Raw genomic sequence first — 25,942 nt, 5'->3', positions numbered from 1 at the left:
CTGGCGACGACCAACCGAAACAACCAGCCGAACCGCTTCGTCCCGGAACTCCTGCGTAAATCGTTGCTGCTTCATCAAAAGCCCTCCAAGGCCAGGAAACCCTCTCCACTTTTGCGAAGCAAGTCCAATGCCTGCCTTCGCAGGCATGACAGCCGAGAGTGGGGGAGCGCATTCCGCCTCATGCCTGCTGAGGGTGCCTCTGGTTCCCGGCTCGCGCTGCGCTTGGCCGGGACGACATCCTGAGTGAGAGGGGCCGCCTCGCCCACCGGGGTCACCCCGGACGCGCATCGCGAGATCCGGGAACCATTGGCACCCTGAGCGGCGGCGAGGACACGCCCGCGCGAACCCCGCGTCCTCCGGGACGCAATCCTCTCCCAGCGTCATCCCGGACGGCGCGCAGCGCCGAGCCGGGACCGGCGAGCCGAGGGCCTCACGAAGGCAACCCCCAAACGACAAACGCGGCCCCGAGGGACCGCGTCTGCCGTGTCATCTGCACTGTGCGGGGAGGGCGGGGGAACCGCCTTCCCGGCTCAATCGAGCCGGCCGCCGCCTTCCCGCATCGGGCGAGCCGGCCGCTGGCCCGCCGGCTCAGTCGAGCCGGCCGCTCGCATGCGCCAGCATGGTATAGACCTTGCCGGTGTCGGAGGTCAGGTAGGTCTGGCTCATGATGTTGTCGCGGTCGTTGCGCGAGACCTGGGACAGCAACTGCTCGAAATCGGCGAGGTAGCGGTCGACCGCCGAGCGGAACTCGGCATCGCGCGCGTATTTCTGGCGGATCTCGTCGAAGGTCTGCTGGCCCTGCAGGGTGTAGAGGCGGCGCGTGAAGACGTGCCTCTCGCCCTGCTTGTAGCGGTCCCACAGGTCGATGAAGGTCTCGTGGTCGATCGCGCGGGCAATGTCGATCGACAGCGAGTTCAGCGACTCGACCATCTGCAGCGGCGAGCGGCCCTGCGGTTCGTTGCCGGTCGGGGCCTCGTCCTGCGAGGCCCGGCGCAGCAGGTCGGAGACCCAGCCCTTGCCCTGGCCGCCGCTGCGCGGAGCCTCGGGCTGGGCCGGCTTCGGCGCGTCGAAGTCGCTCAAGGTCTTGCGGCGCAGTTCGCCGCGGATCTCGCCGCTGCGGGCGGGAGCCGCCGGCGGCTGGCGCGGGGCCGGCTCGGGGGCCGGCGCCTGGCGGGCAGGGGCCGCGGCCGCCGCGACAGTGGCGAGCGTCGCCGTTGCCGTGCGTTCGCCGGCGCGCGAGGTGTCGAGCACGTTCGACTGGCGGGCGACGATCTCCGACAGTTCGGTGAGCGCGCGCACCTGTTCGCTGACGATCTTGCGCAGGGCCGAGGCCGACTGCTCCGCCTCTTCCGGCAGGTCGAGAATGCCGCGCTTGAGTTCGGCGCGGGTCTTCTCCAGCTCCCGGTGCACCTCGCGGGCGACGTCGCGCATGCGGCTGGTCGCCTCGGTGAAGCGCTCGGAGGCGTCCGACAGGGTCTTCGACATTTCGGCGACGATGTCGTCCTGGGCGGCGCGCACCGCCTCGCGGGCCTTCTGGCCTTCCAGGCCCGCCGACAGGCGCATCGACTCGAACTGCTCGGTCACCGCCGTGGTCGCCGCCTCGGCGGCGGCGGTCAGCATGCTGGTCACCTCGCGGCTCTTCTGATCGGCGCCGGCAAGGGCCGATTCGAGCTGCTTGGAGAAGGTCCGCATCAGGCTGTCCACCGCCTCGGTCTTGGCGAGCAGCGTGTCCGCCACCTCCTCGATCGCGGTCTTGCGCTCGCCGACGCGGGCGTCGACCTCGCGGTTGGTCTCGTCGAGGTTGCGGGCCGCCTCGCTGAGCATGCGGCCATGGCCTTCCAGGCGGCTGGCGAGCGAGGAAATGTCCGTGAGGACCTCCTGCGAGACCTGCTTGAGCACCGTGGTCTGGTTCTCCAGCGAGCCGGCCGAGGCCGAGGTCTCGCTGAGCGCCCGGTCGATCGCGGTGCGGAAGGCGCCGGCGCTGCGCGACAGCGAGGTCTCCACCTTGCCGAGATTGTCGCCGGCATTGGCGATGACCTCGCTGAGCAGGGCGTTGGACTCCGTCAGCCGGTCGAGCAGACCGGTGATGTCGCCTTCGAGCTGCGCCTTGGTGCGGGTCAGCACTTCGGCTGCCGACGTGCTGCGCTCGTCCAGCGTCGCGACCAGCGCGTCGCCGGCTTCCACCAGCTTGCGGGTGGCGTCGAGGCCGGTGCGGGCGAAGTTGTCGGTGACGTCGCGGCCCTTGACCGTGATCGCCTCCAGGATCGCGTCGTGGATCTCCGAGACGCGCGAGGCAAGGGCCTGGGCCCGGTCCTCGATCGCGGCGACGACGGCGTTGCCGTCGGTGCCGAGAAGCTCGGCCAGCGTGCCGGCGCGCTCGTCGAGCGCCTGGTTGAGCGCATCGGCGCGGGCCACCAGATCCTCGGCGACCGCGTTGCCGCGCTCGGCCAGGAGGTCGGCGGCGGCGCGCACGGCTCCCGCCACCTGCGAGCGGACGCCGTCCGCCTCGCCGGAGACGGTGTTGCGGATCTCCTCGACGGTGCGGGCCAGCACCATGCGGGCCTGCTCGCTTTCCGCCGACAGGGTGCTGGCGACATCGGCGACCGTGCGGGTGAGGTCCTCGCGGACCTTCTCGCTTTCGCCGCCAAGCGCGCCGCTCATCTCGCCGAGCGTGCCGACGAACAGGGTGCGGGCCTTCTCGCTTTCCGCCGCCAGCGAGCGGGCGGCTTCGCCGACCGCCGAGAGCAGCAGGTCGCGCAGCCGGTCGCCCTCGCCCGACAGCGTGTCGGTGGCGCCGGTCATCGAGGCGACGATGGCGCCGGCCGCCTTCTCGCTCTCGCTCTGCAGGGCGCCGCGCGCCTCGCCGATGGAGCCGAGCACGATCTGGCGCAGGCGGGCGCCTTCGCCCTCCAGCTTGGTGGTCGCCTCATCGAGCGTCGTCTCGATGATCTCCTTGAGCTTGCTGCTTTCGCCCGACAGCGTGCCGCTCAGGCGGTCGACCGTGCCGCCGGCCTCGATGACCACCTCGGACAGGGTCTCGCGGGCGCGTTCGGTCTCGCTGGTCAGCGTGCCGGTGATCGCGGCAAGCCGCTCCGCCAGCATCCGCTCCAGTTCGGCCGAGCGGCTGTCGAGCGTCTCGGCGACCTCGAACACCTTGGAGCCGAGCGAGACGTTGATCTCGGCGATCCGGTCGGACAGCGTGTCGGTGAGTTCCTGGCTCTGGCGCGACAGCACCGCGCCGGCGTCGGTGAGGCGCTGGTCCAGCGACTTCGACATCTCGGTCTGGCCGTCGACAAAGGCGGCGGCGATCTCGCGGGTGCGGGCGATCAGCGTCTCGCTGATCTGGCGGGCCCGCGCATCCAGCGCCTGGTCGATGCGCTCGGTGCCCAGCGACATGGTGCTGGCCAGGTGCTCGGCCTTGTCGGACATGGCGTTCGCCGCCTGCTCGACCTTCGAGCCGATCGAGCCCTCGAAGGTGACGAGATGCTGCTCGATCGCCTCACCGATCAGGCGCGAGCGCTCCGACAGGCTGGTGCCGATCTCCTCGGCGCGGGCGCCCAGCGTCGCGCCGACCTGGTCGACCTTGTCGGAGAGCTGCAGGGTGATCGCCTGCGAGCGGTCCTCCAGAAGGTCCGACAGGGCGACGGTGCGCTCGTTGAGGGTGGTCTCGAACTGGCCGGTGCGGGCGTCCAGCGTCGTCGACAGGCGCTCGATGCCGCCCGACAGGGTTTCGTCGAAGCCCTGGATGCGGCTGTCGAGCGCATCCGCCATGGCGGCGGCGCGCAGGTCGAGCGTCGAATTGAGCGATTCGATACGCCCGTCGAGGGTCTCGCCGAGCTCGCTGGTGCGCTGGTCGAAGGAGGCGACCAACTGGCTGCCGCGCTCGCCGATCAGGTGCTCCATCTGGTCGAGATGGCTGCCGAGGCCGCTCTGCAGGCTGGTGCCGCGCTCGTCCAGGATATGGCTGAGGCGGTCGCCGATGGCGGTCAGCTCGCCGGCGACGCGCTCGCCGCGCGAGCCGATGAGATGGGCCAGTTCCGTGCCGGTCTCCGACAGGGTGCGGGCGAAGTCGCTGGTATGCATCGACAGCGAGGTGCCGAGCGTGCCGGAGGCCTCGTCCAGCGCCGCGCGGAAGGCGCGGGTCTGCCCGTCGATGAGCCGGGCCATCTCCTGGCTGCGGGTCTCCAGCCGCTGGTCCAGGGCCTCGCCGTTGACGGAGATCGCCTCGTGGATCTTGTCGCCGACGGAGCCGAGGCGGTCGGCCAGTTCGGTGCCGCGCACGGTGATGGTCTCGGTCAGGCTGCCGGCCGTCTCGTCCAGCTTGGAGGCGATCTCGCCGCCGCGCAGGGACAGGTCGACGACGATGGACTCGCCGGTGCCGCGCAGGATCTCCGCCACTTCGTTGGTGCGCGAGGACAGGGTCTCGACGATCTCGGCGCCCTTGACGGAGATCGTGTCGGTGACCTCCTGGCCGCGCAGCGAGATGCTCTCCACCACCCGGTCGCCGGTCTCGGCGAGCGAGGCGTCGAGGCCGGTGACGCGGCTGTCGAGGGTCGACAGCAGGTCCTCGGTGCGGGTGGTGATCGTGTCGATCAGCTTGCCGCTGGTCAGCGACAGGCTGGCGGTGATCTCCTCGCCGCGCTGGGTGATCGTCTCGCCGACGGTCTGGCCGGTGCTGGTCAGGGCCTCGGTGATCTCGTGGCCGCGCAGCGACAGGGTGTCGACGATCGAGGCGCCGGTGGTCGCCAGCGTGTCGTTGATCTCGGTGCCGCGGCTCTCCAGCGTCTCGAACAGGTTGGCCGAGGTTTCGGCCAGACGGTCGTTGATCTCGCCGCCGCGCAGCGACAGCGTCTCGACGAACTCGTTCGCGGTCGTCGCGAAGCGGTCGTTGATCTCCGTGCCGCGCGATTCCAGCGTTTCGGCGAATTCGCGGCCCGTGCGGCTCATGCTGTCGACCAGCATCTCGCCGGTGCCGGTGAGGCGGGCGACATAGCTCTCGCCATGCGCGGCGAGGTTGTCGATCAGCTCGCCGCCGGCGGTGCTGAACGTGTCGGTGATCTCGCGCACGCGGCCGTCGACGGTGGCGTTGAACTCGCTGACGCGCGCCTCGATGGCGCCGGAGAGGCGGTCGGTCGCCGTGTCTGTGATCTCGCCGATCCTCTCGGAGGTCGCCTGCAACTGCGCCGCCAGGCTCTCATGCGCGCCGGTGATGCTGTCGCGCACCCGGTCGGCGTTGGAGACGACGGCCTCGCGCTGGATGACCAGTTCGTCGATCAGCGCGCGGATCTTCAGTTCATTGTCATTATAGGAGCGCTCCAGCGAGGAAACCTCGTTGTGGACGAGGACTTCCAGCTCGCTGGCGCGGGCGATCGCGCGTTCGATGCCGTCGCCCATCGCGGCGACTTCGCGGCGGATCGCCTGGCCGACGCTGAGAATGGACTCCTTGGCGACGTCCTCCGGCTCGGCGAGGCGCAGGGCGACCTCGGTCATGCCGCGGGCGACGATGCGCATTTCCTGCGCGCGGAAGATCATCAGCGCCATCGCCCAGAAGAACAGCACGGGCACGGCGACCGCGACGGCCAGCAGGATGAGCGAGGGCGAGGACGCGATGTCGCCGGCGCTCTGGAGGCTGGACAGTTCGGTGCTGAAGGTGGCCGAGGCGAGCCACCAGCCGACCGCCACCCAGACGATGCTGAGGGCGAGGGCGAACCAGAAGGGCGCCGAGCTCGGCCGGCGCTGCAGGGCATAGATGAGATTGCCGATGGTGCGGCGGTCGTCATTGGCGGCCGAGGTCGGCCGTCCGCCGCCGCGCCCGCGCCGGCCCGACGCGCGCTGACTGTCGGAGGCGGCCGATGTCGCGGCGATGTCGCCGGAACGCTCGCTGATGCGCTCGCTGATGCGTTCGCTGCTTGCCGGTCCCGCGCTCGCGGTCTCGGACCCGCTCGCCTTGCCGCCGTCGTCCAGGTCGCCGAAATCGATCTTCAGCGCTTCCTCGACAGCCGACAGGGCAGCCTCGGCGGGATCCTTCGCCTTCGGGGGATTTGCCATATCTCGTTTGCCTCGCGTCCGTACTCGTTACACATCGGGTGCCGCGGCGCTAAACGCGGCGCCGCAAGACCTTGTACGGCATGACGGATTCGGCGATCAGCCGGAATCGCGTCGAAGGGAGGCATTGCATTTGCGCCTGCGACCGGCCTCTGGTCGTCTGGCGCAGCTCTCCCAAACTTGCCGCACATCTAAAGCTAATGACACAATCTGCCGAGGCGAACAACAATTTGCAGAGTCATGACAAGGAGATGAGGGGCATGAGCGGTGCATCGAACGGGAACGGCGGCGCCTCTTCCAAGGGCGGCGCGAGGGGCAAACAGGGGGCGCGCAAGACCGCGCGCGGGCCCTCCGCCGTGCAGGCCGCCTGGCTCGCGCGCGGGCTGGGTCAGGCCGGCGGCAAGCTGCCGCTGTTCGATCAGGACGGGCGCCGGGTGCCGGAGGCGACCATCCGCGCCTGCCTTGCGGCGGGATGGGCAGAGCCTTGGTTTTCCAACCCGATCAAGCCCGACTGGCTGGTTTGCCGGCTGACGGAGGCCGGCCGCGCCGCCGTGCTGGCGGGCCGCTCCGGCTAGCTCTCGCCCGCCTCGCGCGCCGGCTCGCCGCCGGCGGCGGCCTGTCGGCAGGCAGGGGCGCGGCGGGCCTCATCGGCCGATGAGTTTCGCCGCCTGGGGAAAAAGCGTTTCACTGCGTTAACCAAAGATTCACTTTGTTGGCCGGGGCGGTGGAAATCTCCGGCATGCTTAACTTCGTTTTCGTCAGTTTTAACGATCCTGCCAGACGGGCACCGCGCGACCGCGTCCGGTCTCGCGGCCGAGGAACGGGGCTCCAAAAGGGGGGCTCCAACGAGAGGGTCCGCCATGCAGGCAACAGCACGACGCGTTGACACCGCCGGAGGCGGCGCGAAGAGGGTAACCGCCGCCGGGAGCGCCGAAACCGGCGCCTCCCCCAACGTCTCCCCAGACGCCGCTCTCGACGCTCCGGTCGATCTGGTCCATCTCGCGCGCCACACGCTCGGCAATCGCGATCTCGAGCGCGAGGTGCTGCGCCTCTTCGTGCTGCAGTCGCGCATGCTGCTGGAGCGCATGAGCGAGACGGGCGGCGAGGCGGGCGACGAGGCGGCGCTCGCACGGCTGCTGCACACCCTGCTCGGCTCGGCGCGCGGGATCGGCGCCTGGCAGGTCGCCCGTTCGGTCGAGCGCCAGCAGGAAGCGCTGGATGCCGGCCTGTCCGCCGACCTTGCCGATGTCGGCGCGGCGGTTGCGGCGGCGGGCGTCTTCATCGAGGACATCCTGCGCGGCTGAGCCCGCGCCCCGCGCATCTGCGGCAGGATGCTTGACGTTTCGGCGCGATTGGTTATGTCGGGAGCGAGAGACTTCCCGTGCCGTTCCAGCGCCGAGACCTGCCGCCCATGCCGAAGATCACCTATATCGCCGCCGACGGTGCCGAAACCGTCGTGGATGCCCCTGTCGGTTCGACCGTGATGGAGAACGCCATCAAGAACATGGTCTCCGGCATCGAGGCCGAATGCGGCGGCGCCTGCGCCTGCGCCACCTGCCATGTCTATGTCGACGAGAGCTGGACCGGGGTCACCGGCTCGCCCGAGCCGATGGAAGAGGACATGCTGGACTTCGCCTATGACGTCCAGCCGACCTCGCGCCTGTCCTGCCAGATCAAGGTGAGCGAGGCGATGGACGGCCTCGTCGTCCGCATTCCCGAACGCCAGGCCTGACGAAAGGGCCGGGGGCTTTCGCGCCCGGCCCGTTCCGCCCTGCGATCTTCCCGGTTCAGCCCTTCAGCGGCAGGCAGACGGCCGTGAGCAGGTCCGCCTGCGCCGTCTCGCGGGGATTGTTGAGATATTCCTCCATCGTCGGCCTGTCGTCCGGTTCCTCGCCGCTCTGCGGCAGCCAGGCCGAGAACAGCCTGTCCCAGGTCACATGCAGGTCCGCATAGGGGCCCTTGTGAAGGGTCACGGCGTAGCGTCCGGCCGGCATCTCCCGCAGCTCCAGGCCCGCGGGCAGATCGCCCGCAAAACCATCCGGCAGGGTGACGGCGGCAAACGACCTCATGTCCCGCGCGGGCACTGAATTCGGATCGTCGTAATACAGCCCGATCATTCGCATCGAGGGGCCGAGCAGGCCCGCCCCGCCGGCGAAGGCGAAGGTCTTCTCGAAGGTGCTGCCGATCTCGATATAGGGTCCCTTGTGGGGGATGCCGGCAAGGCGCAGCGTGTCCATGTCCTCGATCCGGACCTGAAGATTTTCCATGATTGTCTCGTCTCCCTGTTGCCTCTGGTAGCACAGCACCGGGTCGCGGGGCAGGGCGCGGAAGGCCGCCGGCGGAGTGCCGTAATGGGCGGCGAATGCCCGTGTGAAGGCCTCCGTGCTGGCGTAGCCGGCGCGCCGCGCGATGCGGGGCACGGGCAACGCTTCCCCCACCAGGTCCGCCGCTGCCCGGTGCAGGCGATAGCGCCTGACCGTCTGGGCGATGGTCTCGCCGGTCTGGGTCCGGTAGATCCGGTGGAAGTGGAAGGGAGAGAAGCAGGCGATCTCCGCCAGTCTCGCCACATCCAGCGGCGCATCGAGATGACGGGCGATGTGGTCGACCACGCGGGCGATGCGCTGGGCATAGTCGAGGCCGGTCGAGGGGCGTTGCATGTCTGTCCGATCCCGGTTGGTGCAGGGACGAGTGCTACAGGATGCCGCCTGACAGAACTTGCGCATTTGCCGGCCGCCAGATCACCCTGTCGCAGGCGGCGGCGCCTTTGCAACAAAACGTCCGGGCAAACCCCTCTTGCGAAACGAAACGGCCGGGCACCTGGCCCGGCCGTCGAGAGTGTCGATCGGCGGTCCCCGCCTTATTCCGCGGCAGCGGCCACCGGCTTGCGCCAGAAGAACACCACCTCGTTGCCCTCGCGCGGGGCGTCGGGCACCAGCCGCGACAGGGTCAGGCTGACGCAGGCCATGGCCGCGCCGGTCAGGAACACGGCGGCCGGCGAGATCAGCCAGACCAGGCCGAACAGCGCCGGAATGAACACCGCCGCGATGTGGTTGATGGTGAAGGCGACGCCGGCGGTCGGGGCGATGTCGGCCGGGTCGGCGATCTTCTGGAAATAGGTCTTCATGGCGATGGCGATCGCGAAGAAGGCGTGATCGATCACATAGAGCGCGCCGGCCAGATAGGCGTTGGTGACGAAGGCATAGGTCGCGAAGACGCCGATCAGCCCGATATATTCCACCGTCAGGGCCGTCTTCTCGCCGACCTTGCCGATCCAGGCGCCGATCTTCGGCGCCAGCAGCATGTTCACCGCGCCGTTGACCAGGAAGAGCGCCGCGACCTCGTGGACGTCGTAGCCGAAGCGCTCGACCATCAGGAAGCCGGCGAAGACGGTGAAGATCTGCCGCCGCGCGCCGCCCATGAAGGTCAGGGCGTAATACAGCCAGTAGCGCTTGCGCAGGACGATCTTCTTGCGCTGCGGCACGCCTTCGCGAAACTGCGGGAAGGCGATGACGAGGAAGGCGAGGACCACCAGCGTCAGCAGGCCGGCGACGAGGAACACCGTGGTGAAGCTGAGTTCGAGGGACTGCCAGGCGAAGAAGATCAGGCCGTAGGCGACGAGCTGGGCGGCGGCGCCGATCGACAGGATCTTGCCCATGCCGGCGGCGGCCCGTTCCTTGGGCAGCCATTGCAGCGACAGCGACTGGTTCATCGTCTCGTAGTAGTGGAAGCCCACCGACATCACGAGCGTGGTCAGGTAGAAGCCCCAGATCGTCGGGAAATAGCCGGTGGCGGCGACGCCGATGCCGAGCAGCGCCAGCGACAGATAGGCCAGCGTCTGTTCGCGCATGAACAGCAGCAGGTAGATCGCGGTGAAGGCGAGCAGGCCGGGAATCTCGCGGATCGACTGCTGGATGCCGATCTCGCGCCCGGTGAAGCCGAGTTCATGAACGGCGAAATTGTTCATGAGGTTCCACCAGGCGGCGAAGGACAGTTGCATCGCCGCCGCCATGATCATCAGCAGCACGAGGGGGGAGCGCCAGCCGGTGCCGGTCGGCGCACCGCCGGCGGGGCGCGAGCCGGGCAGGGCAGCGCCGGCCTCGGCGGCGGCGAAGGCGGGAACCGGCTCGGCCGGTCTTGAGGAAACACGCTCGGACATTGCCTGGATCCGCAACAGGGGGTGGGGGACGGGGCGGCGCGTCGCAAGGGCGCGGGCCGCTCCGGAAGGAAGGGGCTGGAACCGCCCAGCCTCGTTGGTCTTCTCTAACCCGAGCCGCGCGTTGCGTGTTATCGCTATTTTGTCAATTTATGTTTCCGAGACGCCAGAAGGCTCCCGCCGCAAGGGTATGCGGCGGGAGCGGGGGTGAGCGGAGCGGGGAAGCGGGGGGCTCAGGCTCGCGCCGGCGCCCGGCCGGTCTGGACCCCGGCAAGCACGGTCAGGCTCGCCAGCACCAGCACCGAACCGCTGGTCAGAAACACGCTGGTGACGCCGCTGAGGTCCAGCACCAGGCCGCCAATGGCGGCGCCGGCGGCAATGGCGAGGTTGATCGCCGCGACCAGCAGCCCGCCGGCGCTTTCCGCCTCGTCCGCGACGGCCCGCGAGATCCAGGCCGACCAGGCGACCGGCACCGTGCCGAAGGCCAGGCCCCACAGCGTGATGATCGCGAGCGTGGAGGGGAAGCTGGCGCCGAGATTGGTGAGCAGGAAGGCCAGGGTGGCAATGGCGAGCGGCGCGAGCGCCAGCGTCAGGCGCAGCGAACGGGCGACCAGCAGGCTGCCGAGATAGTTGCCGGCGAAGCAGGCGATGCCGAAGGCCAGCAGCGTCGCGGAGATGGCGGTGACGCCGATCCCGGTGATGGTCTCGAGGAACGGCCGGATATAGGTGAACAGCGACATATGCCCGGCGAAGACCATCAGCACGGCCAGCATGGCGAGGGCGATGTGCCGGCGCGACATCAGCACGGCCAGGGTCGAGAGCCGCGAGCGGCCGCGCGGCGGCAGGGCGGGGAGGGTCGCCAGTTGCACCGCCAGCACCACGACCGCCAGTCCGGCGGCCCCGGCGAAGACCAGGCGCCAGCCGATCAGATCGCCGAGATAGCTGCCGACCGGGGCGGCGAAGATCGTCGCCGCCGAGACGCCGGAAACCATGATCGACAGGGCCTTGGGCACGCTCGCTTCCGGCACCAGGCGCATGACGACGGCAGTTGAGAGCGACCAGAAGCCGCCGAGCGCGGCGCCGAGCAGCAGCCGGCCCGCCAGCAGCACCTCGACACTGCCGGCAAAGGCAACGATCAGGTTGGAGACGATCAGCAGCAGGGAGAAGCCGATCAGCACCAGCTTCCGGTCGATGCGGTGGGTGAGGGCGGCGACGGTCAGGCTGGCGACCACGCCCATCGCGGCGGTCGCGGTGACCGCCTGGCCGGCAAGACCTTCGGTGATGCCGAGATCGGCGGCCATCGGGGTCAGCAGGCTGGCGGGCAGGAATTCGGCGCCGACCAGGCCGAAGACGCCGAGGCTCATGGAAAAGACGGCGGCCCAGGCGGGCGCCATGGAGGCGGCCGGCGCGCCGGCAGCGATAGGTCTGTCAGTCATCTGTGGGATCCACCCGTGGTCAGAGAGTTGTCCCTAAGATGGCTGGATTTCCCAGACGATCCATGCCAGAATTTCCGCCATGCTTGACCGATCGTCCGGAATTCAGCAATCGCCGCTCCCCGATCCCGTCAGCGAACTGCTGATGGGCATGCGGCTGCGCGGCGCCAGCTACAGCAGGCTGCGCTTCTCCGCGCCCTTTGGCATCGGCTTTGCCGAGGCGCGGGAAGCCTGGTTCCACTTCGTCGCGCATGGCGCCGCGGTGCTCAGGACGCCGTCCGGCGAGAGGATGCCGATTTCCTGCGGCGATGCGGTGCTGCTGCCGCGCGGCGGCGCGCATGCCATCGTCTCGGGGCCGGGGGTCGATATCCGGCCGTTCGACAGTTATGAGGCCGTCCCGCTATGCCCGGGCATCTGCCGGGTCGACGCGCTGGAGGAGGAGCAATGCCGCTCCCGCGACGTGCTGATCTTCACCGCCCGGATGCAACTGGAGCTCGACACGCTGCATCCCCTGATCGAGCTGATGCCGGAGTTTCTCCTCGTCAGCGCGCCGACGGGCCAGCAGGCGGAGGTGCGGCCGCTGCTCGATGCGATGGAGCGCGAGATGACGGGGGACCGGGCGGGGTCGGCCAGCATCCTGGCGCGGCTCGCCGAGGTCGTTGCCGTCTCGGTCATCCGCACCTGGGTCGAGTGCGGCTGCGGCGATGCCACCGGTTGGGTCGCGGCCTTGCGCGATGCGCGCCTCGGCCGGGTGCTGGCGGCGCTGCACCGCGATCCGGGGCGCAACTGGACCCTTGTGGACATGGCCGCGACGATGGGCAGTTCGCGCTCGGTCTTCGCCGAGCGCTTTGCCGCCGCCACCGGCACCACGCCGCTGCGCTATGTCGCCTCCTTGCGAATGCGCCTTGCCGCGCAGTGGCTGACCCGCGACCGGCTGCCGGTCGAGGAGGTCGCCCACCGCCTCGGCTATCAGTCGCAGGCCGCCTTCAGCCGCGCCTACAAGCGCGTTGTCGGAACGCCTCCCGGTCAGGCCAGAAAGGCGCGCTGAGGACCTCTCGACGGCGCTCCCCAATCCCACCACAAACGCCGGTGGCGGCTAGCTTCGCCCCGCCCCCTCCCAGCGTCATCCCGCACGGAGCGAAGCGCAGATGCGGGATCGGCGAGCCGAGAGCTTATTGGCGCGCTCCCGCCGGACTCCACGACCGCTTCTGGCTCCCCGGTTCCGGCTCGCGCTTCGCTTGGCCGGAATGACGAAGAGAGAGGTAGGCGCGAAGAGGACGGCACGACGGCCGCCCCTCCCGTCCCACGCCGGCTGAGGGTGCCAATGGCTCCCGGATCATCGGCCTTCGGCCTCGTCCGGGAAGACGCCGGGGAGGAGGAGCCGCCTCGCATCCCTTCCGAGGTCATCCCCGTCGCGTCACCCCACCCTCCGAGGTCACCCCGGCCAAGGCGAAGCCGCGCGCCGGGGGCCATTCGTTCCCAGAGCGGCGGCGAGGACACGTCCGCGCGAGCCCCACCCGCAGGATGTCATCCCGGTTCCGGCGCAGCCGGAGACCGGGAACCAGTAACCACGAGCGGTTCGAGTCGAGCCTCGGCGCCGCCGCCGGAACGCCGGTGGCGGCTAGCTTCGCGCCACTATCCGCCCCAGCGGATACTGGACGCCTGCCTGCGCAGGCGTGACAGCCGGGGAGGTGGCGATGCACCCCCTCCCCGCGTCCTCCCGCACTGCTCTCTCCCAGCGTCATCCCGCACGCAGCGAAGCGGAGATGCGGGATCGGAGAGCCGAGGGCGGCCACGGAAACGCTCAAGAACACACGGAAACGCTCAAGAAAAAAGCGCGCACTGTGCCTCCCCGGTTCCGGCTCGCGCTTCGCTTGGCCGGAATGACGAAGAGAGAGGTAGGCGCGAAGAGGACGGCACGACGGCCGCCGCTCCCGTCCCACGCCGGCTGAGGGTGCCAACGGCTCCCGGATCATCGGCCTTCGGCCTCGTCCGGGACGACGCCGGGGAGGGGCTTTCACACCTCACGCCTGCCGAGGGTGCCAATGGTTCCCGGATCTCGCGATGCTTGTCCGGGAAGACGCGGGAAGACGCAAGGAGAGGCATTCCGCCGCGCCTTCTTCGGCAGCCTTTGAGAGTGCCGCTTTCCGCAAGCAGGCCGCCCGATCGTCAGCCCTTGCCCTTCTGGCGCGGGGCGGCCTCCATGGCGGAGAGCTTGACCCGGTTGGCGAAGGGGATCTCCGGTTTCGCCTCCGTCTTCGCCTGCTTGGGCTTGCGGATTTCCCGGTTGCTACGCTTTTGTCCCTTGGCCATTATCCAAACGTCCTTTTCATCAAGCTTGCCTGGGCGCCGGAACCGGACGTGTCGATCGGCTCCAGTTCGTCCTGCATCGCCACCCGCTCGTGGTTCTCTTCGGCATTGCGGATGCGGTATTGGGGAGCGCCGGCCTCCACGGGCATGACGCCGGTGATGCGGTAGATATCGCCCTTGCTCGCCTGCCTGCCCCGTATGGTCCTCAGGCGGACGTCCTGTCCGACCCTTAGCAGGTGCGGCCCCTGTTCGGCGGCGGGCGGACCGGCTCTGCGCCGGGTGAAGAGTGTTGCTGTCATCTCCGAGTTTCCTTTTCGGTCACGGCATCTGTCTCGGCCGGGTCGATCGGCACCAACTGCCGGATCGCTGCCCGCACGCCGATTGCCGGCAGGTGAATGAAGATCCCACCCGTCTCCGGACGGTCCAGGACAGGCCCCCGATCAACGCCTCTTCCCGGTCGACCTGGTCGTCGCCCGGTGGCTGCGGCTCGACGACGCCGGACAACAGATAAGGAGCCCTGGAAGTGGACGCCGGTTGGCGTGTGCGCGTGGTCCGTGTGCGCGTGGTCATGGTGTCGACCTTCACGGCCTGGAATGGAGTCCCGGCATCTTCCGGGTCGGGCCAGACGATCCGGGGCCAGGAGATCCGGGGCCAAGAGATCCGGGGCCAGGAGATCCGGGGACGGTCGTCGTGCTGTTGTCTGGTGGTGCCGCCGCGGCCAGCCCGATGGCTATCGATTTCTGCCCGCATCTCTTGAATTCGGGCAGCTCTTGAATTCGGATATCTCTTGAATTGCGGAATTCATCATGACGCCGAATTGAGTTCCAATCATGATGATGATCGTACTGTAGCACGTTTTTCCGGGTTTCTATTTTATTATCTGAAATATTTTTGCAGATCATTCCGGGTTTTATTTTTGCATTTCCACTGGCCGGGACCGAAAACGCCGGTGCCGTTCGCCCTCTCAGGCGTGGCGCGGGCGGTGCGCGCTCTGTATGCTGGGGCCTGGCCTTCCGATATCGGTGATCCCGTGATCCATCCGCTGCGCCTCAACAAGTTTCCGGAGGACCATCCGGACCCGATCATCTCCTTCATCGGCACCGAACGGCCCGGCGCCGTGACCAGGCCGCACATGCACGAGCGGGCCCAGCTCTTCCATATCCTGCGCGGGTCGGTGACCGTGGTGACGCAGGGCGGCAGCTTCGTCGTGCCGCCGGAGCGGGCGATCTTCATCCCGCCCGGCATCGTCCACCATTCCACCTATCACACTGAGACCGACGTCCGCTTTCTCTACATGCGGCCCGACGGCCTGCCGGCGATGCCGGAAACGCCCTTCGTGGTGCAGGTGACGCCCTTGCTCAAGGAGCTGATCCTCGCCTTCATGTCTTCTCCGCCGGATTATGACCCGGACAGCCCGACCGGGCGGCTGACGGCCGTGCTGGTCGACCAGATCGCCGCCTCGCGCGTCGCGCCGCTGCATCTGCCGATCCCGGAGGAGCCGCGCCTGCGCGAGGCGATCCGCCCGCTGATCGACGATCCGGCCGCCGATCTGTCGGCCAGCGACCTTGCGGCGCGGGCCAACCTGTCGCTGCGCTCCTTCGAGCGGCATTTTCCGGCTGAGACGGGCCTCTCCTTCCGCGCCTGGCGGCGGCAGGCCAAGCTGATGAAGGCGGTCGAGTGGCTGTCGCAGGGCCTCTCCGTCGGCGAGGTCGCCGACCGGCTCGGCTATGAGGGGCCGAGCGCCTTCGTCGCCTCGTTCAAGAAGTCCTTCGGCGTCACGCCCGGCCGTTACTTCGGCGACTGAGGGTGCGTCCGGCGAGCCGCTTCCGCGTCTTGCCGATGCTGGTTCCGGTGGCGGCGAAGCCTATCCCCGGCGTGCCTTGGCAAGAATCGCCGATTTCTCGAAATTTGCGCCGGTTTGCGGCGAATTGAGACGGATTTGATGTCCGAGTCTCGAAATTTGCGACGATTTTCGCAATCTCGCGCAATTTCGCACTCTCTCTCGCGCGGGGACAGGCGGGGGAGAGGATCGCGCCGACCGGCGGCGCCTGACGGATCCCGGCGGGGACGGTGCGGGGAGAGCGCTTCGGGCCGGGGATTACCCGTTTCGGCCGCTTCCAACGCCAAAACGGGGACAAGCCGGCCGCCTTGCGCGGCTCAGCCGGGGAGAGTTCGGCGCCTATCCCCGCTTCGCTAGCGCGACAGTTCCTTCATCGCCGCTTCGAGCCCGTTCAGCGTCAGCGGATAGTGGCGCCCGCCCATCAGTTCCCGGATCATCTGGATCGAATGGGTGTAGCCCCAGTGCCGTTCGGCGACCGGGTTGAGCCAGACGCTGCGGGCGTAGTGGCCGGCGAGCCTCTCGACCCAGACCGAGCCGGCCTCCTCGTTCCAGTGCTCCACCGAGCCGCCGGCATAGGCGATCTCGTAGGGGCTCATCGAGGCATCGCCGACGAAGATCAGCTTGTAGTCGGGGCCGTACTTGTGCAGCACATCGAAGGTCGGGATGCGCTCGGAATGGCGGCGCGCGTTGTTTTTCCAGACGAATTCATACGGGCAATTGTGGAAGTAGAAATACTCCATCACCTTGAACTCGGAGCGCGCGGCCGAGAACAGTTCCTCGCAGACCCGGATATGGTCGTCCATCGACCCGCCGATGTCGAAAAACAGCAGCACTTTCACGGCGTTGCGTCGCTCGGGCCGCATCCGGATGTCGAGCAGGCCGCGATGGGCGGTGGCGCGGATCGTGTCGTCGAGATCGAGCTCGTCATGGGCGCCCTGGCGGGCGAAGCGGCGCAGCCGCTTGAGGGCGACCTTGATGTTGCGGGTGCCCAGTTCCACCGTGCCGTCGAGGTCGCGGAAGGCGCGCTTGTCCCACACTTTCACCGCCCGCCGATGGCGGCTTTCCGCCTGGCCGATGCGCACGCCTTCCGGGTTGTAGCCATAGGCGCCGAAGGGCGAGGTGCCGGCCGTGCCGATCCACTTGCTGCCGCCCTGATGCCGCCCCTGCTGCTCCTTGAGGCGCTCGCGCAGCGTCTCCATCAGCTTGTCGAAGCCGCCGAGCGCCTCGATCTGCGCCTTTTCCTCCTCCGTCAGGTGCTTTTCGGCGAGCTTGCGCAGCCACTCCTCCGGCAGCTCGCGCGCCTGCGTGCCGTCGCCGCCGCCGCCGAGCTCCAGGCCGTTGAAGGTCTGGCCGAACACCTTGTCGAAGCGGTCGAGATTGGCCTCGTCCTTCACCAGGCAGGTGCGCGAGAGGTAATAGAAATCCTCCACGCTCTTGTCGGCGAGGTCGGCCTTCAGCGCTTCCAGCAGCGTCAGATATTCCCGCAAGGAGACGGGCAGGCCGGCGGCGCGCAGGTTGGTCAGGAAGGTCAGGAACATGGGCGAAGGTTAGGGAGAACGCGGGCGCTTGTCGAGATGCCGAGCCGCTGTCCCGCGCCATTGCACCCCGCGCCGTGGCGCGGGGCGTGCAGGTGTCCCCACTGCCGCAGACCCTCTCGGCTAAAAATCTGCCAAAGTAGTGCTAGCCTGCCTGCTTCCGGATCTGTTCGATCACGCCACCGACGTCGGTCGATTCCATCTTGAACGAGACCCGGCCGCCCGACCCCGCAAGTTGCTTGAAGCCGCCGTCGAGGTGCTTCTCGCCGAGTGCGGTGGAAAGTGCCGCAACGGACATATCGTTGATCTCGATCGAGAACTTGCCGTCGAACGTATCCGGGCTGACGCTCATGGCACTCGGCTCGCACCACGTGGTGCAGGCTCCAGTGGTGTGGTTGTAGACGGCGCCACAACCATTCGAGCAGGTGATTGAGCAGCCGTGTCCGGCATCGCATGTAGCCATTTCAGACCCCCCCTTGCGTGAACGCCTTTTTGAAAATCGCAGGAAAAACAGACACCAGTGCGGAATGATCCGCAAAAAACGGCGTCGGTAGAAAGAATACATCCTGAAGATGCATTTGAAAATATATTCTAGTCAAAATTTCATGATGCGGCGGACGTCGGTCAGGGGCGGGCGTCCTTCGCCTGCGCTTCCGCCTTTTCCAGCAAGGCCTTGGCTTCCGGGTCGGCGCGGAACAGCTCGCCCATCACGTCGGAGACGCCCGGCCCCGGCTTGCCGATGAAGGGGACGGGGCGGCAGACCTCGATGGCGGCGATGCCGACGCGGGCGGTCAGCAGCCCGTTGACGACACCCTCGCCGAGGCGGGCGGAGAGCCGCGCGGCAAGGCCGTGGCCGAGCAGTTGCGAGACGAGACTGTCCCCGGCCGCCATGCCGCCGGTCATCGCCAGATGCGCACCGACATGGCGGGCGAGCCGCAGGAAGCCGAGAAGGCCGGGGCGGCCGCCATAGAGCGCGGCGAGGCGGCGCATGATCCGCAGGTTCTCGATCAGCACGATGGCAAGGTCGAGGGCGGCGCGCGGCGAGATCGCGGTGACGACGGACACCCGCTTGACGCTGTCCTTGACGATGCGCACGGCGCGCGCGTCCAGCTCCTTCAGCAGGTCCCGCTCGGCCAGGACGACGAGGTCACGGCCGTCGATGATCTCGCGCATGTGGCCGCTCAAGGCATTGCGCCCGCGGGCGGTTTCCGGGCGCTCGCCATAGAGCGCGACGAGCTCGCGCAGGCCCGCGCGGGCCTTGTCCTGGTCGTCGGTCTCCGCCGCCAGGGCGAAGGTCTGCCGCAGGGCATCGATGCGGCGCAGGCGCAGGAGCCCGACGATTTCGCGCAGGATCAGGCCGAGGGCGCCGAGCGCCGCCAGCGCGGCAAGGCCGATGCCGAGCCAGCCGAGCCAGTCGGTGCGCGAGAACAGGTCGCGGATCAGCGCGTCGACCGACAGCCCCACCGCCAGCGACACCAGCCCACCGAGGCCGATGGCGAACCAGCGGCCCCAGCGGATGCCGGCCTTGCGCTCGGGCGCCGGCAGCCCGGCGATCTCGCCCTCGCGGGTCGGCACGATCCGCGCCTCGCCGGACAGGGTCGGCTGCACGTCGTCCTCCGCGCTCATGCGCACGCGGGCGTCGTCCAGGCGGAAGGCAGCCGGTTTGCGGTCCCGCCGCAGGCTGTCGTCTCTCGAGGTCATGCCAGCCGGTCTCCGATGAGGAACTGCAGGGCGCGGTCGAGACGGATATGCGGCAGCGACAGCTTGACGCCCTCGGCGGTCACCTGCAGCTCGGGCGGGCGGAACCGCACGAAGCGCACCGAGGAGGCCGGGGCATCGGCGGCGAACAGCACCTCCGGATCGTCGGGCAGATCGCCGGGGAACAGCGCGATTTCCGTGCGCCCGTCATAGGTCTCGCCGTTGACGCGCTCGCCGGTGAGCGGCGTGCCGAGGATCGCCGGCATGGTCTCGCCGTGATGGGTGAGGCTCGCCTCGCGCGTTGCCCGGATCGCGGCGAGCGCCAGCACATCGACCTCGGCGCCGCCATATTCGGCGCGCTCGATCGCCCGCCCGACGAGGCGGCGCAGGATCGCTTCCAGCCGGTCGTGATCGGCGCGGTTGAGATGGTCGGCCTTGGTCGCGGCGAACAGGATGCGGTCGATGCGCCGGGCGAAGATCGAGAAGATCCGCGCCACCTTGCCGGGCCGGAAGGCCGAGAGGATCTCGGCCAGCGCGGCCTCCAGGTCGGCCAGCGCGGCGGGCCCGGCATTCAGCGCGTTGAGCGCGTCGACCAGCACGATCTGGCGGTCGAGGCGGGCGAAGTGGTCGCGGAAGAACGGCCGCACCACATGCTTCTTGTAGGCCTCATAGCGGCGCTCCATCATCGCCGCCAGCGAGCCGGGCTTGAGCGGGCCGTCGTGGCCGGCAAGATCGAGCGGGGCGAAGGTGAGGGCGGGCGAGCCCTCCAGGTCGCCCGGCATCAGGAAGCGGCCGGGCGGCAGCATGGAGAGCGCCCGCTCGTCCTCGCGGCAGGCGCGCAGATAGTCGGTATAGGCGGCGGCAAGGCGCCGGGCCTGCGGCTCGTCGGCCTCCGCGCCCGGATCGGTCTCGGCAAGGATTTCGAGATAGGCGGCGGCGACCGTCTCGCGCCCCGGCTCCCTCGCACGGGCCAGGGCCTCAGCGGAAAACGTGCGGAAGTCCTTTTCCAGCAGCGGCAGGTCGAGCAGCCATTCGCCCGGATAGTCGACGATGTCGAGATGCAGCTTGCCGCGTCCGAGCGCCCGCGACAGGAAATGCGCAGAGTCGAATTCGATGGTCAGCCGCAGTTCCGAGACCTGCCGCGTCGATTGCGGCCAGATCCGCTCCTTCAACAGCGTGTCGACATGCGCCTCGACATCGAAGCGCGGCACGTTGTCGTCCGGCTGCGGCTCCAGATAGGCGCGGGCGATCCGTCCGCCGGCAGCGGCCTCGAACAGCGGCAGCCGGCCGCCATGGATCAGGTTGTGCACCAGCGCGGTGATGAACACCGTCTTGCCGGCGCGCGACAGGCCGGTCACCCCGAGCCGCAGCGTCGGCGTTCCCAGCGTCGACGCGGTCTCGGCGATGTTCTCGATGGAATAGCGGACCTCGTCGGTCACGCGGGTGAGGAAGCTGCGTCGCGTCACGGTGTGTCTCCGCCAGCCCATGTGGGGAAGCGGCCCCTGCGTTGCAAGCGCAAGGCCGGTTCAGCGGTCTGTGGCCGGCACACCGTCATTGGCTGCCTCCGGCAGCGCGGACAGAGAGCTGGTCCCGGACAGGTGTCGCGGCAGGCAATAGGCGACGACCCGGCCGGAGCCCGGTTCGACGGCGGACCAGGCCGAGGCGTCGAAGTCGATCACGGCGAGCGCCGCGGTCGGATATTTCGCGCCGATCGCCTCGCGCAGGGCCGGGTTGCCGGCGCCGATCAGCGACAGGGCGGTGTCCTGGGTCGCCGGATTGTGGCCGACGACGAGCAGGCTGCGGGCGGCGCCGCCGAGGCTGCGGATGAGCCCGAGATAGCCGAACTCGGACTGGTCATAGAGAGCCCGGGTGACGTGGATGTCCGCCTCGCCGGTGAAGGCGGGCAGCAGGGCGGCCAGCGTCTCGCGGGTGCGCTGCGCGCTGGAACACAGGATGCGCGCCGGCTGCAGCCCGTGCCGGGCCATATGGGCCCCGACCTCCGGGGCGGCCTGCCGTCCCCGCTCGTTGAGCGGGCGCTGGAAGTCGGACAGGCCCGGCTGGCCCCAGTCCGATTTCGCATGTCTCAGCAACAGCAGGCGCAGCATGGCGGCAGTGGCTCCCGGCATTGGCAGTGGAGATCGATTTAATCACAGGCAGCCGGCAGGTGTCCGGTCAAATCGGGCATCGGCAGCGTGCCGCCGCTCAATCGTCGCCATTGGACGTGCGGTATTCCAGGATATCGCCGGGTTGGCATTCGAGAACCTCGCAGATCCGCTCCAGCGTCTCGAACCGCACGCCCTTCACCTTGCCGGACTTCAGCAGTGAGACGTTCTGCTCGGTGATGCCGATGCGCTCGGCCAGTTCGCGCGAGCGCATCTTCCGGCGCGCCAGCATGACGTCGAGGTTGATGATGATCGGCATGGTCCGATCCTCCTACACGAATTGACGGTTTTCGTCCGCAATTCTTGCAGCCTCTTCCAGGGTCCAGCCGAGCACGATCAGCAGGATGCCCGAGATGATCGTGGTGATGTCGTCGCTGGAGATGCCGATGACGATCTCCCGCTCGCCGGGAGGGTTCGGCAGGCTGAGAACAACGCTGGCAAGGGCGCGCAGCAGGATCTCGAGCGGTCCGAGGGTCACGATCACGATGCCGATGCGCCGCAGGATGCGGCCGCTGTCCGGGACCAGGATCTGGGCACGGGCAAAGCCCAGGAAGAGACGGTGGAGCAGCAGCAGGACGGTCACGCCCAGAGCGACGGGCACGGCGGCAATGACCATGGCTGCGATGCGTGTCTCGGTTGTCAGCACCGTCCGGCTCGACGCCTTCAGCGCCTCGATGAGCCATTCATCGAGGCCGGGGGGATCGAAGACGAGCACGGCGAGCAGGATGGCAGGAACCGCTGCCGCGGCAATCAGGGTGATCGTCGCCATGGTGCGGCTGACCCGGACGATCCGGGCCAGGCGCGGGTTGTCGCCGGCAAGGGCAGTCGCGCTGTACGCCATTTGTGATCCTCATTCTTGAATTTATATTTTTTACTGTTATACGATAAAAAAATCTCGTCAACGGCGATTTGAGTTCGACCCCCTGGAGGCCTCCATGCGAAAGCCGCGTTTCCTTCCTCTCTCCGTCCGGCAGATCGCCTATCTCGCGGGCATCCTGATCGCCGCGGCGCTTGCCGCCTCCTGCGGTCATGTGCCGCTGGGAAGCCTGATCAGCCTGCGCAACTTCGACCTGGAGACGACCGATCCCGAGCGGCTGAGGATTGCCGTCCGCCATCCCGACTGGATCCGGGTGATCCCGGGCGGCGCGCGCATGGTTGTCGAGCAGAAGCGCAAGTCGGACGGACGCACGGTCCTGCGGGAGGAGGTGCGCTTTCGCGAGAGCGCGGCGGCTGAAGACCTCGTGTCGCTTGGCAGGGAACGCCGGAGAGGAACCGAGCTGCGCGTCTATCGCGTTGCCGCCGAGGATGTGCAGCGGTTCGCCGACACGCAAGCGATCCTGCGCCGGCAGTCTCCGGAGGAACGGGCCGCGCTGGAGGGGAGCCTCAGCGTCGCGGTCGCCGGCTGCCGGTTGCCGGCCGTGCCGCCGGGTCCGGCGCTCGTCTCGACCTATCTCGCCGCGAAAGAGACCGACGGTTTCGTGCCTCTGCTGCGCGACTTCGACCTCGGCAAGGCAATGATCGAGGCAGGTGCCCCCGAGGCCGGTCCGATCGGTCCCTGCCCGGAGGCCGGAGGCGAAGGAGCGAACTAGCAAGCATATGTTTCTAGTGCGGTTTTCGAAGCGGAAATACGCTCGCCGGCACGCTGCGAAAACGAGGCGTACTCCACATTCACCACACTAGCGCGAGGCGAGCAGCCGGGCGAAGGCTGCCACCAGCGCGCCGATTTCGCCGCTTTCGTCCGGGAGCGAGTAGGCGATCCACAGGGTGAAATCGGCGCTGCCGTTGCGCAAGCGCCACAGCGTCTCGCATCGCTCCTTGCCGCCGCGCGCGCCGGTCAGGAAGGAGATGCCGCTGGCGGCCGCGCCGGTCATCTCCGCCGTTTTGAAACCGGCGGCGTGGAAGCGGTCGCGGAATGCGCGCGCCGCCTGCTCGCCGGCGCCGGAGGGATGGGTCCGCAGCACCGCCGAGATGCCTTCGGCATTCTGATAGACGCAGCCGGCGTGCCGGTCGGCCGAACCGGAGAGCACGCGGGTGCGGTTGAGCGATGCCAGCTTGTCCGGACAGACGAGGCCGGTGAAGTGCCGCATGCCGTTGATGACATTGGTCCAGCCCGCATCCGTGCCCTTGTCCTGGGCCATGGCCGGGACCGCCCAAGCCGCCGTCAGGAGCAGCAGGGCGAAGAGCGAAGCGGCAAGCGGGACCTGCCGGCGCGCCATCGCGTCAGCGTCCGTCGCGCCGGCTGAGAAAGGCGAGCTTCTCGAACAGTTGCACGTCCTGTTCGTTCTTCAGCAGGGCGCCGTGCAGCGGCGGGATCAGCTTGCGCCCGTCGCGCTCGCGCAGCGTTGCCGCGTCGATGTCCTCGTTGAGCAGCAGCTTGATCCAGTCGAGCAGTTCCGAGGTGGAGGGCTTCTTCTTCAGGCCCGGCGTTTCGCGCAGGTCATAGAACACTTTCAGCGCCTCGCGCAGCAGCTCCTGCTTCAGGCCGGGGAAGTGCACATCGACGATGTCCGACATGGTCTGGGCGTCGGGGAAGGTGATGTAGTGGAAGAAGCAGCGCCGCAGGAACGCGTCGGGCAGTTCCTTCTCGTTGTTCGAGGTGATGATGACCACCGGACGCTGGCGGGCGCTGATGGTCTCGCCGGTCTCGTAGACGTGGAACTCCATGCGGTCGAGTTCGCGCAGAAGGTCGTTGGGGAACTCGATATCCGCCTTGTCGATCTCGTCGATCAGCAGCACCGGACGGGTGTCGGCGGTGAAGGCCTCCCACAGCCGTCCCTTGCGGATGTAGTTGGCGATGTCGTGGACCCGGTCATCGCCGAGCTGGCTGTCGCGCAGGCGTGAGACGGCATCGTACTCGTAAAGACCCTGCTGGGCCTTGGTCGTCGACTTGATGTGCCATTCGATGAGGTTCGCCCCGAGCGCTGCGGCGATCTCCTGTGCCAGCACGGTTTTTCCGGTGCCCGGCTCGCCTTTCACCAGCAGCGGCCTCTGCAGTGCGATCGCCGCATTGACGGCAATCCGCAGATCCTCGGTGGCGACATAGCCGGACGTGCCTTCAAAACGCATGTGTCTTCCCGTCAGAACGATCCCAATGCGCGGCACAGTATGGGGCGGGACGGTGCTGCGCAAGAGCTGCCCGGTTGTCGGCCCTGCCCGGCAGGACTTGCCGGGCAGGGAGGACAAAGCTGCCGGCCAGACCCTGGCGCCTGTCCTCTTCAAATCCTTGTTTCCTTTTCTTTCAATGAGTTGCGGAGTTTTCCGGAACTGGCACGACACTTGCGAACTCGGGAGGCAAGAGCGTGGTCCGTTCGACGGGCCTCGCCACGCCATCCGATCCGTTCTGGAGGTTCACATGGGTGTTTTTGGTGCATTGAACGCGGCCGTGTCCGGCCTTTCCGCGCAGGCTCGTGCGCTGGAGAACATCTCGGGTAACATCGCCAACTCGGCGACCGTCGGATACAAGCGGCTCGATACGTCGTTCTCCGATCTGGTCGGCGGCGGCAAGGGCGCGCAGCCCAACCAGTTGGCCGGCACGGTCTCGGCGACGTCGCGGGCGACCAACGGCATTCAGGGCGACCTGCAGCAGAGCCAGGTCGACACCTATATGGGCATCAACGGCAGCGGCTATTTCGTCGTGCAGAGCCGGGCCGGCGAAGTCGACGGCCGCTCCATTTTCACCGGCAACGACCTTTACACCCGCCGCGGCGACTTCGAGGTCGACAAGGAGGGGCGCCTGGTCAACGGCGCCGGCTACTACCTGATGGGGCAGCCGATCGATCCGGTGACCAAGAACGTCTCCGGTTCGGTTCCCTCGATCATCACCATCGATACCTCGGTGATCCCGGCGGTGGTGACCGACCGCATCAACTACGAGGGCAACCTGCCGACCACGCCGCAGACCAGCACCAAGCTGGCCGGCGGATCGGATACGCTCGACAGCTCCCTGACCAAGGCCTCCACCGGCGTGGCGCCGGACGGCGCGCCCGCCACCCATGTGGTCGGCGCCAACTCCATTTCTGCCGATGACGAGGTCACGTTCCTCAACAGTTCGATCGCCGGCGAGGCCATCACCGTCTACAACGCCAACGGCACGCCGGTGAACGTGCAGATGCGCTGGGCCAAGACGTTCGAGGACGATGGCACCCAGCCGGACACCTGGTCGCTCTACTATCTCGCGGATTCCCAGGCGACCGGCACCGATGACAAGTGGGTCAAGGTCTCCGATGCCCAGTTCGGCGCCAACGGCCGCATGACGCTGCCGGCCAACGATACGATGACGATGACCGGCCTCAATGTCGACGGGCAGCCGGTCGGCAATGTCACGCTCAGCTTCGGCACCAATGCGCTGACCCAGTTCGCCGACAGCAACGGCAGCGCGAAGATCTCCAAGCTGATCCAGAACGGCTATCCCGCCGGCGACCTGACCGGCGTCACGGTTTCCGAAGCCGGCCGCCTGGTCGCCTCCTACTCCAACGGCCGGACCCGCGAACTCTACGAGATCTCGCTGGTCACGTTCTCGGGCGAGGCCTGGCTGGAGCGCGTCAGCGGCGGCGCCTTCGAGGTGACGCCGGAATCGGGCGAGCCGATCGCCGGGGCGAACGGCAAGATCATCGGCAAGCGGCTGGAGGCGTCCAATACCGACATCGCCGACGAATTCTCCAAGCTGATCATCACGCAGCAGGCCTATTCGGCCAATACCCGCATCGTCAGCTCCAGCGACCAGATGCTGAAGGAAGCGATCAACATGATCCGCTGACGCGGGCCTG

At 68.1% G+C, this 25,942-nt stretch carries 23 protein-coding genes; 8 read left to right on the top strand and 15 right to left on the bottom strand.

The window, feature by feature from the left end; all coding sequences use genetic code 11:
• The coding region (locus P2PM1_RS25260; protein ID WP_208985340.1) for a hypothetical protein at positions 1-243 on the top strand (243 nt) is incomplete at its 5' end.
• A 345-nt stretch (positions 244-588) separates the two neighbouring features.
• Here the strand turns inward: P2PM1_RS25260 and P2PM1_RS18835 are convergent.
• Positions 589-6,048 carry an apolipoprotein A1/A4/E family protein gene (locus tag P2PM1_RS18835; RefSeq protein ID WP_186400116.1) on the bottom strand — a complete coding sequence of 1,820 codons (5,460 nt, stop codon included), beginning with the start codon at positions 6,046-6,048 and terminating at the stop codon, positions 589-591.
• Positions 6,049-6,305: 257 nt separating this feature from the next.
• Between P2PM1_RS18835 and P2PM1_RS18830 the strand changes: the two genes are divergently transcribed.
• The 3 genes from P2PM1_RS18830 (at position 6,306) to P2PM1_RS18820 (ending at position 7,777) form a co-directional block, all read left to right on the top strand.
• A complete protein-coding gene (locus P2PM1_RS18830; protein WP_208985339.1) occupies positions 6,306-6,620 on the top strand; it encodes a hypothetical protein in 315 nt (104 codons plus the stop codon).
• A 285-nt stretch (positions 6,621-6,905) separates the two neighbouring features.
• Entirely contained in the window at positions 6,906-7,349 is a 444-nt protein-coding gene (locus P2PM1_RS18825) for an Hpt domain-containing protein (RefSeq protein WP_186400115.1), read from the top strand.
• A gap of 107 nt (positions 7,350-7,456) precedes the next feature.
• Positions 7,457-7,777, top strand: coding sequence for a 2Fe-2S iron-sulfur cluster-binding protein (locus P2PM1_RS18820; RefSeq protein ID WP_186386154.1), 321 nt, complete (start codon positions 7,457-7,459; stop codon positions 7,775-7,777).
• A gap of 55 nt (positions 7,778-7,832) precedes the next feature.
• Here the strand turns inward: P2PM1_RS18820 and P2PM1_RS18815 are convergent, their stop codons facing one another.
• From P2PM1_RS18815 to P2PM1_RS18805, 3 genes are all read right to left on the bottom strand, one after another.
• On the bottom strand, positions 7,833-8,702 hold the full coding sequence (locus tag P2PM1_RS18815) for a GyrI-like domain-containing protein (protein ID WP_186400114.1): 870 nt from the start codon (positions 8,700-8,702) through the stop codon (positions 7,833-7,835).
• A gap of 200 nt (positions 8,703-8,902) precedes the next feature.
• Positions 8,903-10,201, bottom strand: coding sequence for an MFS transporter (locus tag P2PM1_RS18810; protein WP_208985338.1), 1,299 nt, complete (start codon positions 10,199-10,201; stop codon positions 8,903-8,905).
• Between the two features lie 230 nt (positions 10,202-10,431).
• Positions 10,432-11,634, bottom strand: coding sequence for an MFS transporter (locus tag P2PM1_RS18805; RefSeq protein WP_186400113.1), 1,203 nt, complete (start codon positions 11,632-11,634; stop codon positions 10,432-10,434).
• Positions 11,635-11,713: 79 nt separating this feature from the next.
• Here P2PM1_RS18805 and P2PM1_RS18800 point away from each other — a divergent pair, with 79 nt between their 5' ends.
• The gene (locus P2PM1_RS18800) at positions 11,714-12,679 is read left to right on the top strand and encodes an AraC family transcriptional regulator (protein ID WP_186400112.1); all 966 of its coding nucleotides are present in this window, start codon (positions 11,714-11,716) and stop codon (positions 12,677-12,679) included.
• A 1,121-nt stretch (positions 12,680-13,800) separates the two neighbouring features.
• Here the strand turns inward: P2PM1_RS18800 and P2PM1_RS18795 are convergent.
• Together P2PM1_RS18795 and P2PM1_RS18790 are read right to left on the bottom strand one after the other, a co-directional pair.
• Complete coding sequence (locus P2PM1_RS18795) at positions 13,801-13,944, bottom strand: hypothetical protein (RefSeq protein WP_186400111.1); 144 nt, start codon at positions 13,942-13,944, stop codon at positions 13,801-13,803.
• Positions 13,944-14,240 (bottom strand): hypothetical protein, encoded by a 297-nt coding sequence (locus P2PM1_RS18790; RefSeq protein WP_186400110.1) that lies wholly within the window; start codon positions 14,238-14,240, stop codon positions 13,944-13,946. Before P2PM1_RS18790 ends, P2PM1_RS18795 begins: the two co-directional genes overlap by 1 nt.
• 731 nt (positions 14,241-14,971) lie before the next feature.
• On the opposite strand from P2PM1_RS18790, the gene P2PM1_RS18785 reads away from it, so the two are divergent.
• Positions 14,972-15,745 (top strand): helix-turn-helix domain-containing protein, encoded by a 774-nt coding sequence (locus tag P2PM1_RS18785; protein ID WP_186400109.1) that lies wholly within the window; start codon positions 14,972-14,974, stop codon positions 15,743-15,745.
• Positions 15,746-16,134: 389 nt separating this feature from the next.
• Here P2PM1_RS18785 and P2PM1_RS18780 read toward each other — a convergent pair whose 3' ends face one another.
• The 7 genes from P2PM1_RS18780 to P2PM1_RS18750 form a co-directional block, all read right to left on the bottom strand.
• Entirely contained in the window at positions 16,135-17,319 is a 1,185-nt protein-coding gene (locus tag P2PM1_RS18780) for a VWA domain-containing protein (protein ID WP_186400108.1), read from the bottom strand.
• Positions 17,320-17,461: 142 nt separating this feature from the next.
• Complete coding sequence (locus tag P2PM1_RS18775) at positions 17,462-17,668, bottom strand: hypothetical protein (RefSeq protein WP_186396883.1); 207 nt, start codon at positions 17,666-17,668, stop codon at positions 17,462-17,464.
• A gap of 272 nt (positions 17,669-17,940) precedes the next feature.
• Entirely contained in the window at positions 17,941-19,017 is a 1,077-nt protein-coding gene (locus tag P2PM1_RS18770) for a YcjF family protein (RefSeq protein WP_186400107.1), read from the bottom strand.
• The gene (locus P2PM1_RS18765) at positions 19,014-20,480 is read right to left on the bottom strand and encodes a YcjX family protein (RefSeq protein WP_244301567.1); all 1,467 of its coding nucleotides are present in this window, start codon (positions 20,478-20,480) and stop codon (positions 19,014-19,016) included. Before P2PM1_RS18765 ends, P2PM1_RS18770 begins: the two co-directional genes overlap by 4 nt.
• A gap of 60 nt (positions 20,481-20,540) precedes the next feature.
• A complete protein-coding gene (locus P2PM1_RS18760; protein WP_244301566.1) occupies positions 20,541-21,140 on the bottom strand; it encodes a histidine phosphatase family protein in 600 nt (199 codons plus the stop codon).
• 76 nt (positions 21,141-21,216) lie between these two features.
• Positions 21,217-21,435, bottom strand: a complete 219-nt coding sequence (locus P2PM1_RS18755) for a helix-turn-helix transcriptional regulator (protein ID WP_186400105.1) — start codon at positions 21,433-21,435, stop codon at positions 21,217-21,219.
• A gap of 12 nt (positions 21,436-21,447) precedes the next feature.
• Positions 21,448-22,017, bottom strand: coding sequence for a DUF2975 domain-containing protein (locus tag P2PM1_RS18750; RefSeq protein WP_186400104.1), 570 nt, complete (start codon positions 22,015-22,017; stop codon positions 21,448-21,450).
• A 94-nt stretch (positions 22,018-22,111) separates the two neighbouring features.
• On the opposite strand from P2PM1_RS18750, the gene P2PM1_RS18745 reads away from it, so the two are divergent.
• The gene (locus tag P2PM1_RS18745; RefSeq protein WP_186400103.1) at positions 22,112-22,765 is read left to right on the top strand and encodes a hypothetical protein; all 654 of its coding nucleotides are present in this window, start codon (positions 22,112-22,114) and stop codon (positions 22,763-22,765) included.
• 87 nt (positions 22,766-22,852) lie between these two features.
• On the opposite strand, the gene P2PM1_RS18740 is transcribed toward P2PM1_RS18745, so the two are convergent.
• Together P2PM1_RS18740 and P2PM1_RS18735 are read right to left on the bottom strand one after the other, a co-directional pair.
• Positions 22,853-23,392 carry a hypothetical protein gene (locus P2PM1_RS18740; protein ID WP_186400102.1) on the bottom strand — a complete coding sequence of 180 codons (540 nt, stop codon included), beginning with the start codon at positions 23,390-23,392 and terminating at the stop codon, positions 22,853-22,855.
• 4 nt (positions 23,393-23,396) lie between these two features.
• Positions 23,397-24,242, bottom strand: a complete 846-nt coding sequence (locus P2PM1_RS18735; RefSeq protein ID WP_186400101.1) for a MoxR family ATPase — start codon at positions 24,240-24,242, stop codon at positions 23,397-23,399.
• 286 nt (positions 24,243-24,528) lie between these two features.
• Between P2PM1_RS18735 and P2PM1_RS18730 the strand changes: the two genes are divergently transcribed.
• Positions 24,529-25,932, top strand: a complete 1,404-nt coding sequence (locus tag P2PM1_RS18730; RefSeq protein WP_186386141.1) for a flagellar hook protein FlgE — start codon at positions 24,529-24,531, stop codon at positions 25,930-25,932.
• Positions 25,933-25,942 lie beyond the last annotated feature (10 nt).

Source organism: Stappia sp. P2PMeth1, from assembly GCF_900185735.1.
In the GTDB taxonomy this organism is placed as follows: domain Bacteria; phylum Pseudomonadota; class Alphaproteobacteria; order Rhizobiales; family Stappiaceae; genus Stappia.
This window is presented reverse-complemented; position numbering and strand designations above follow the sequence as displayed.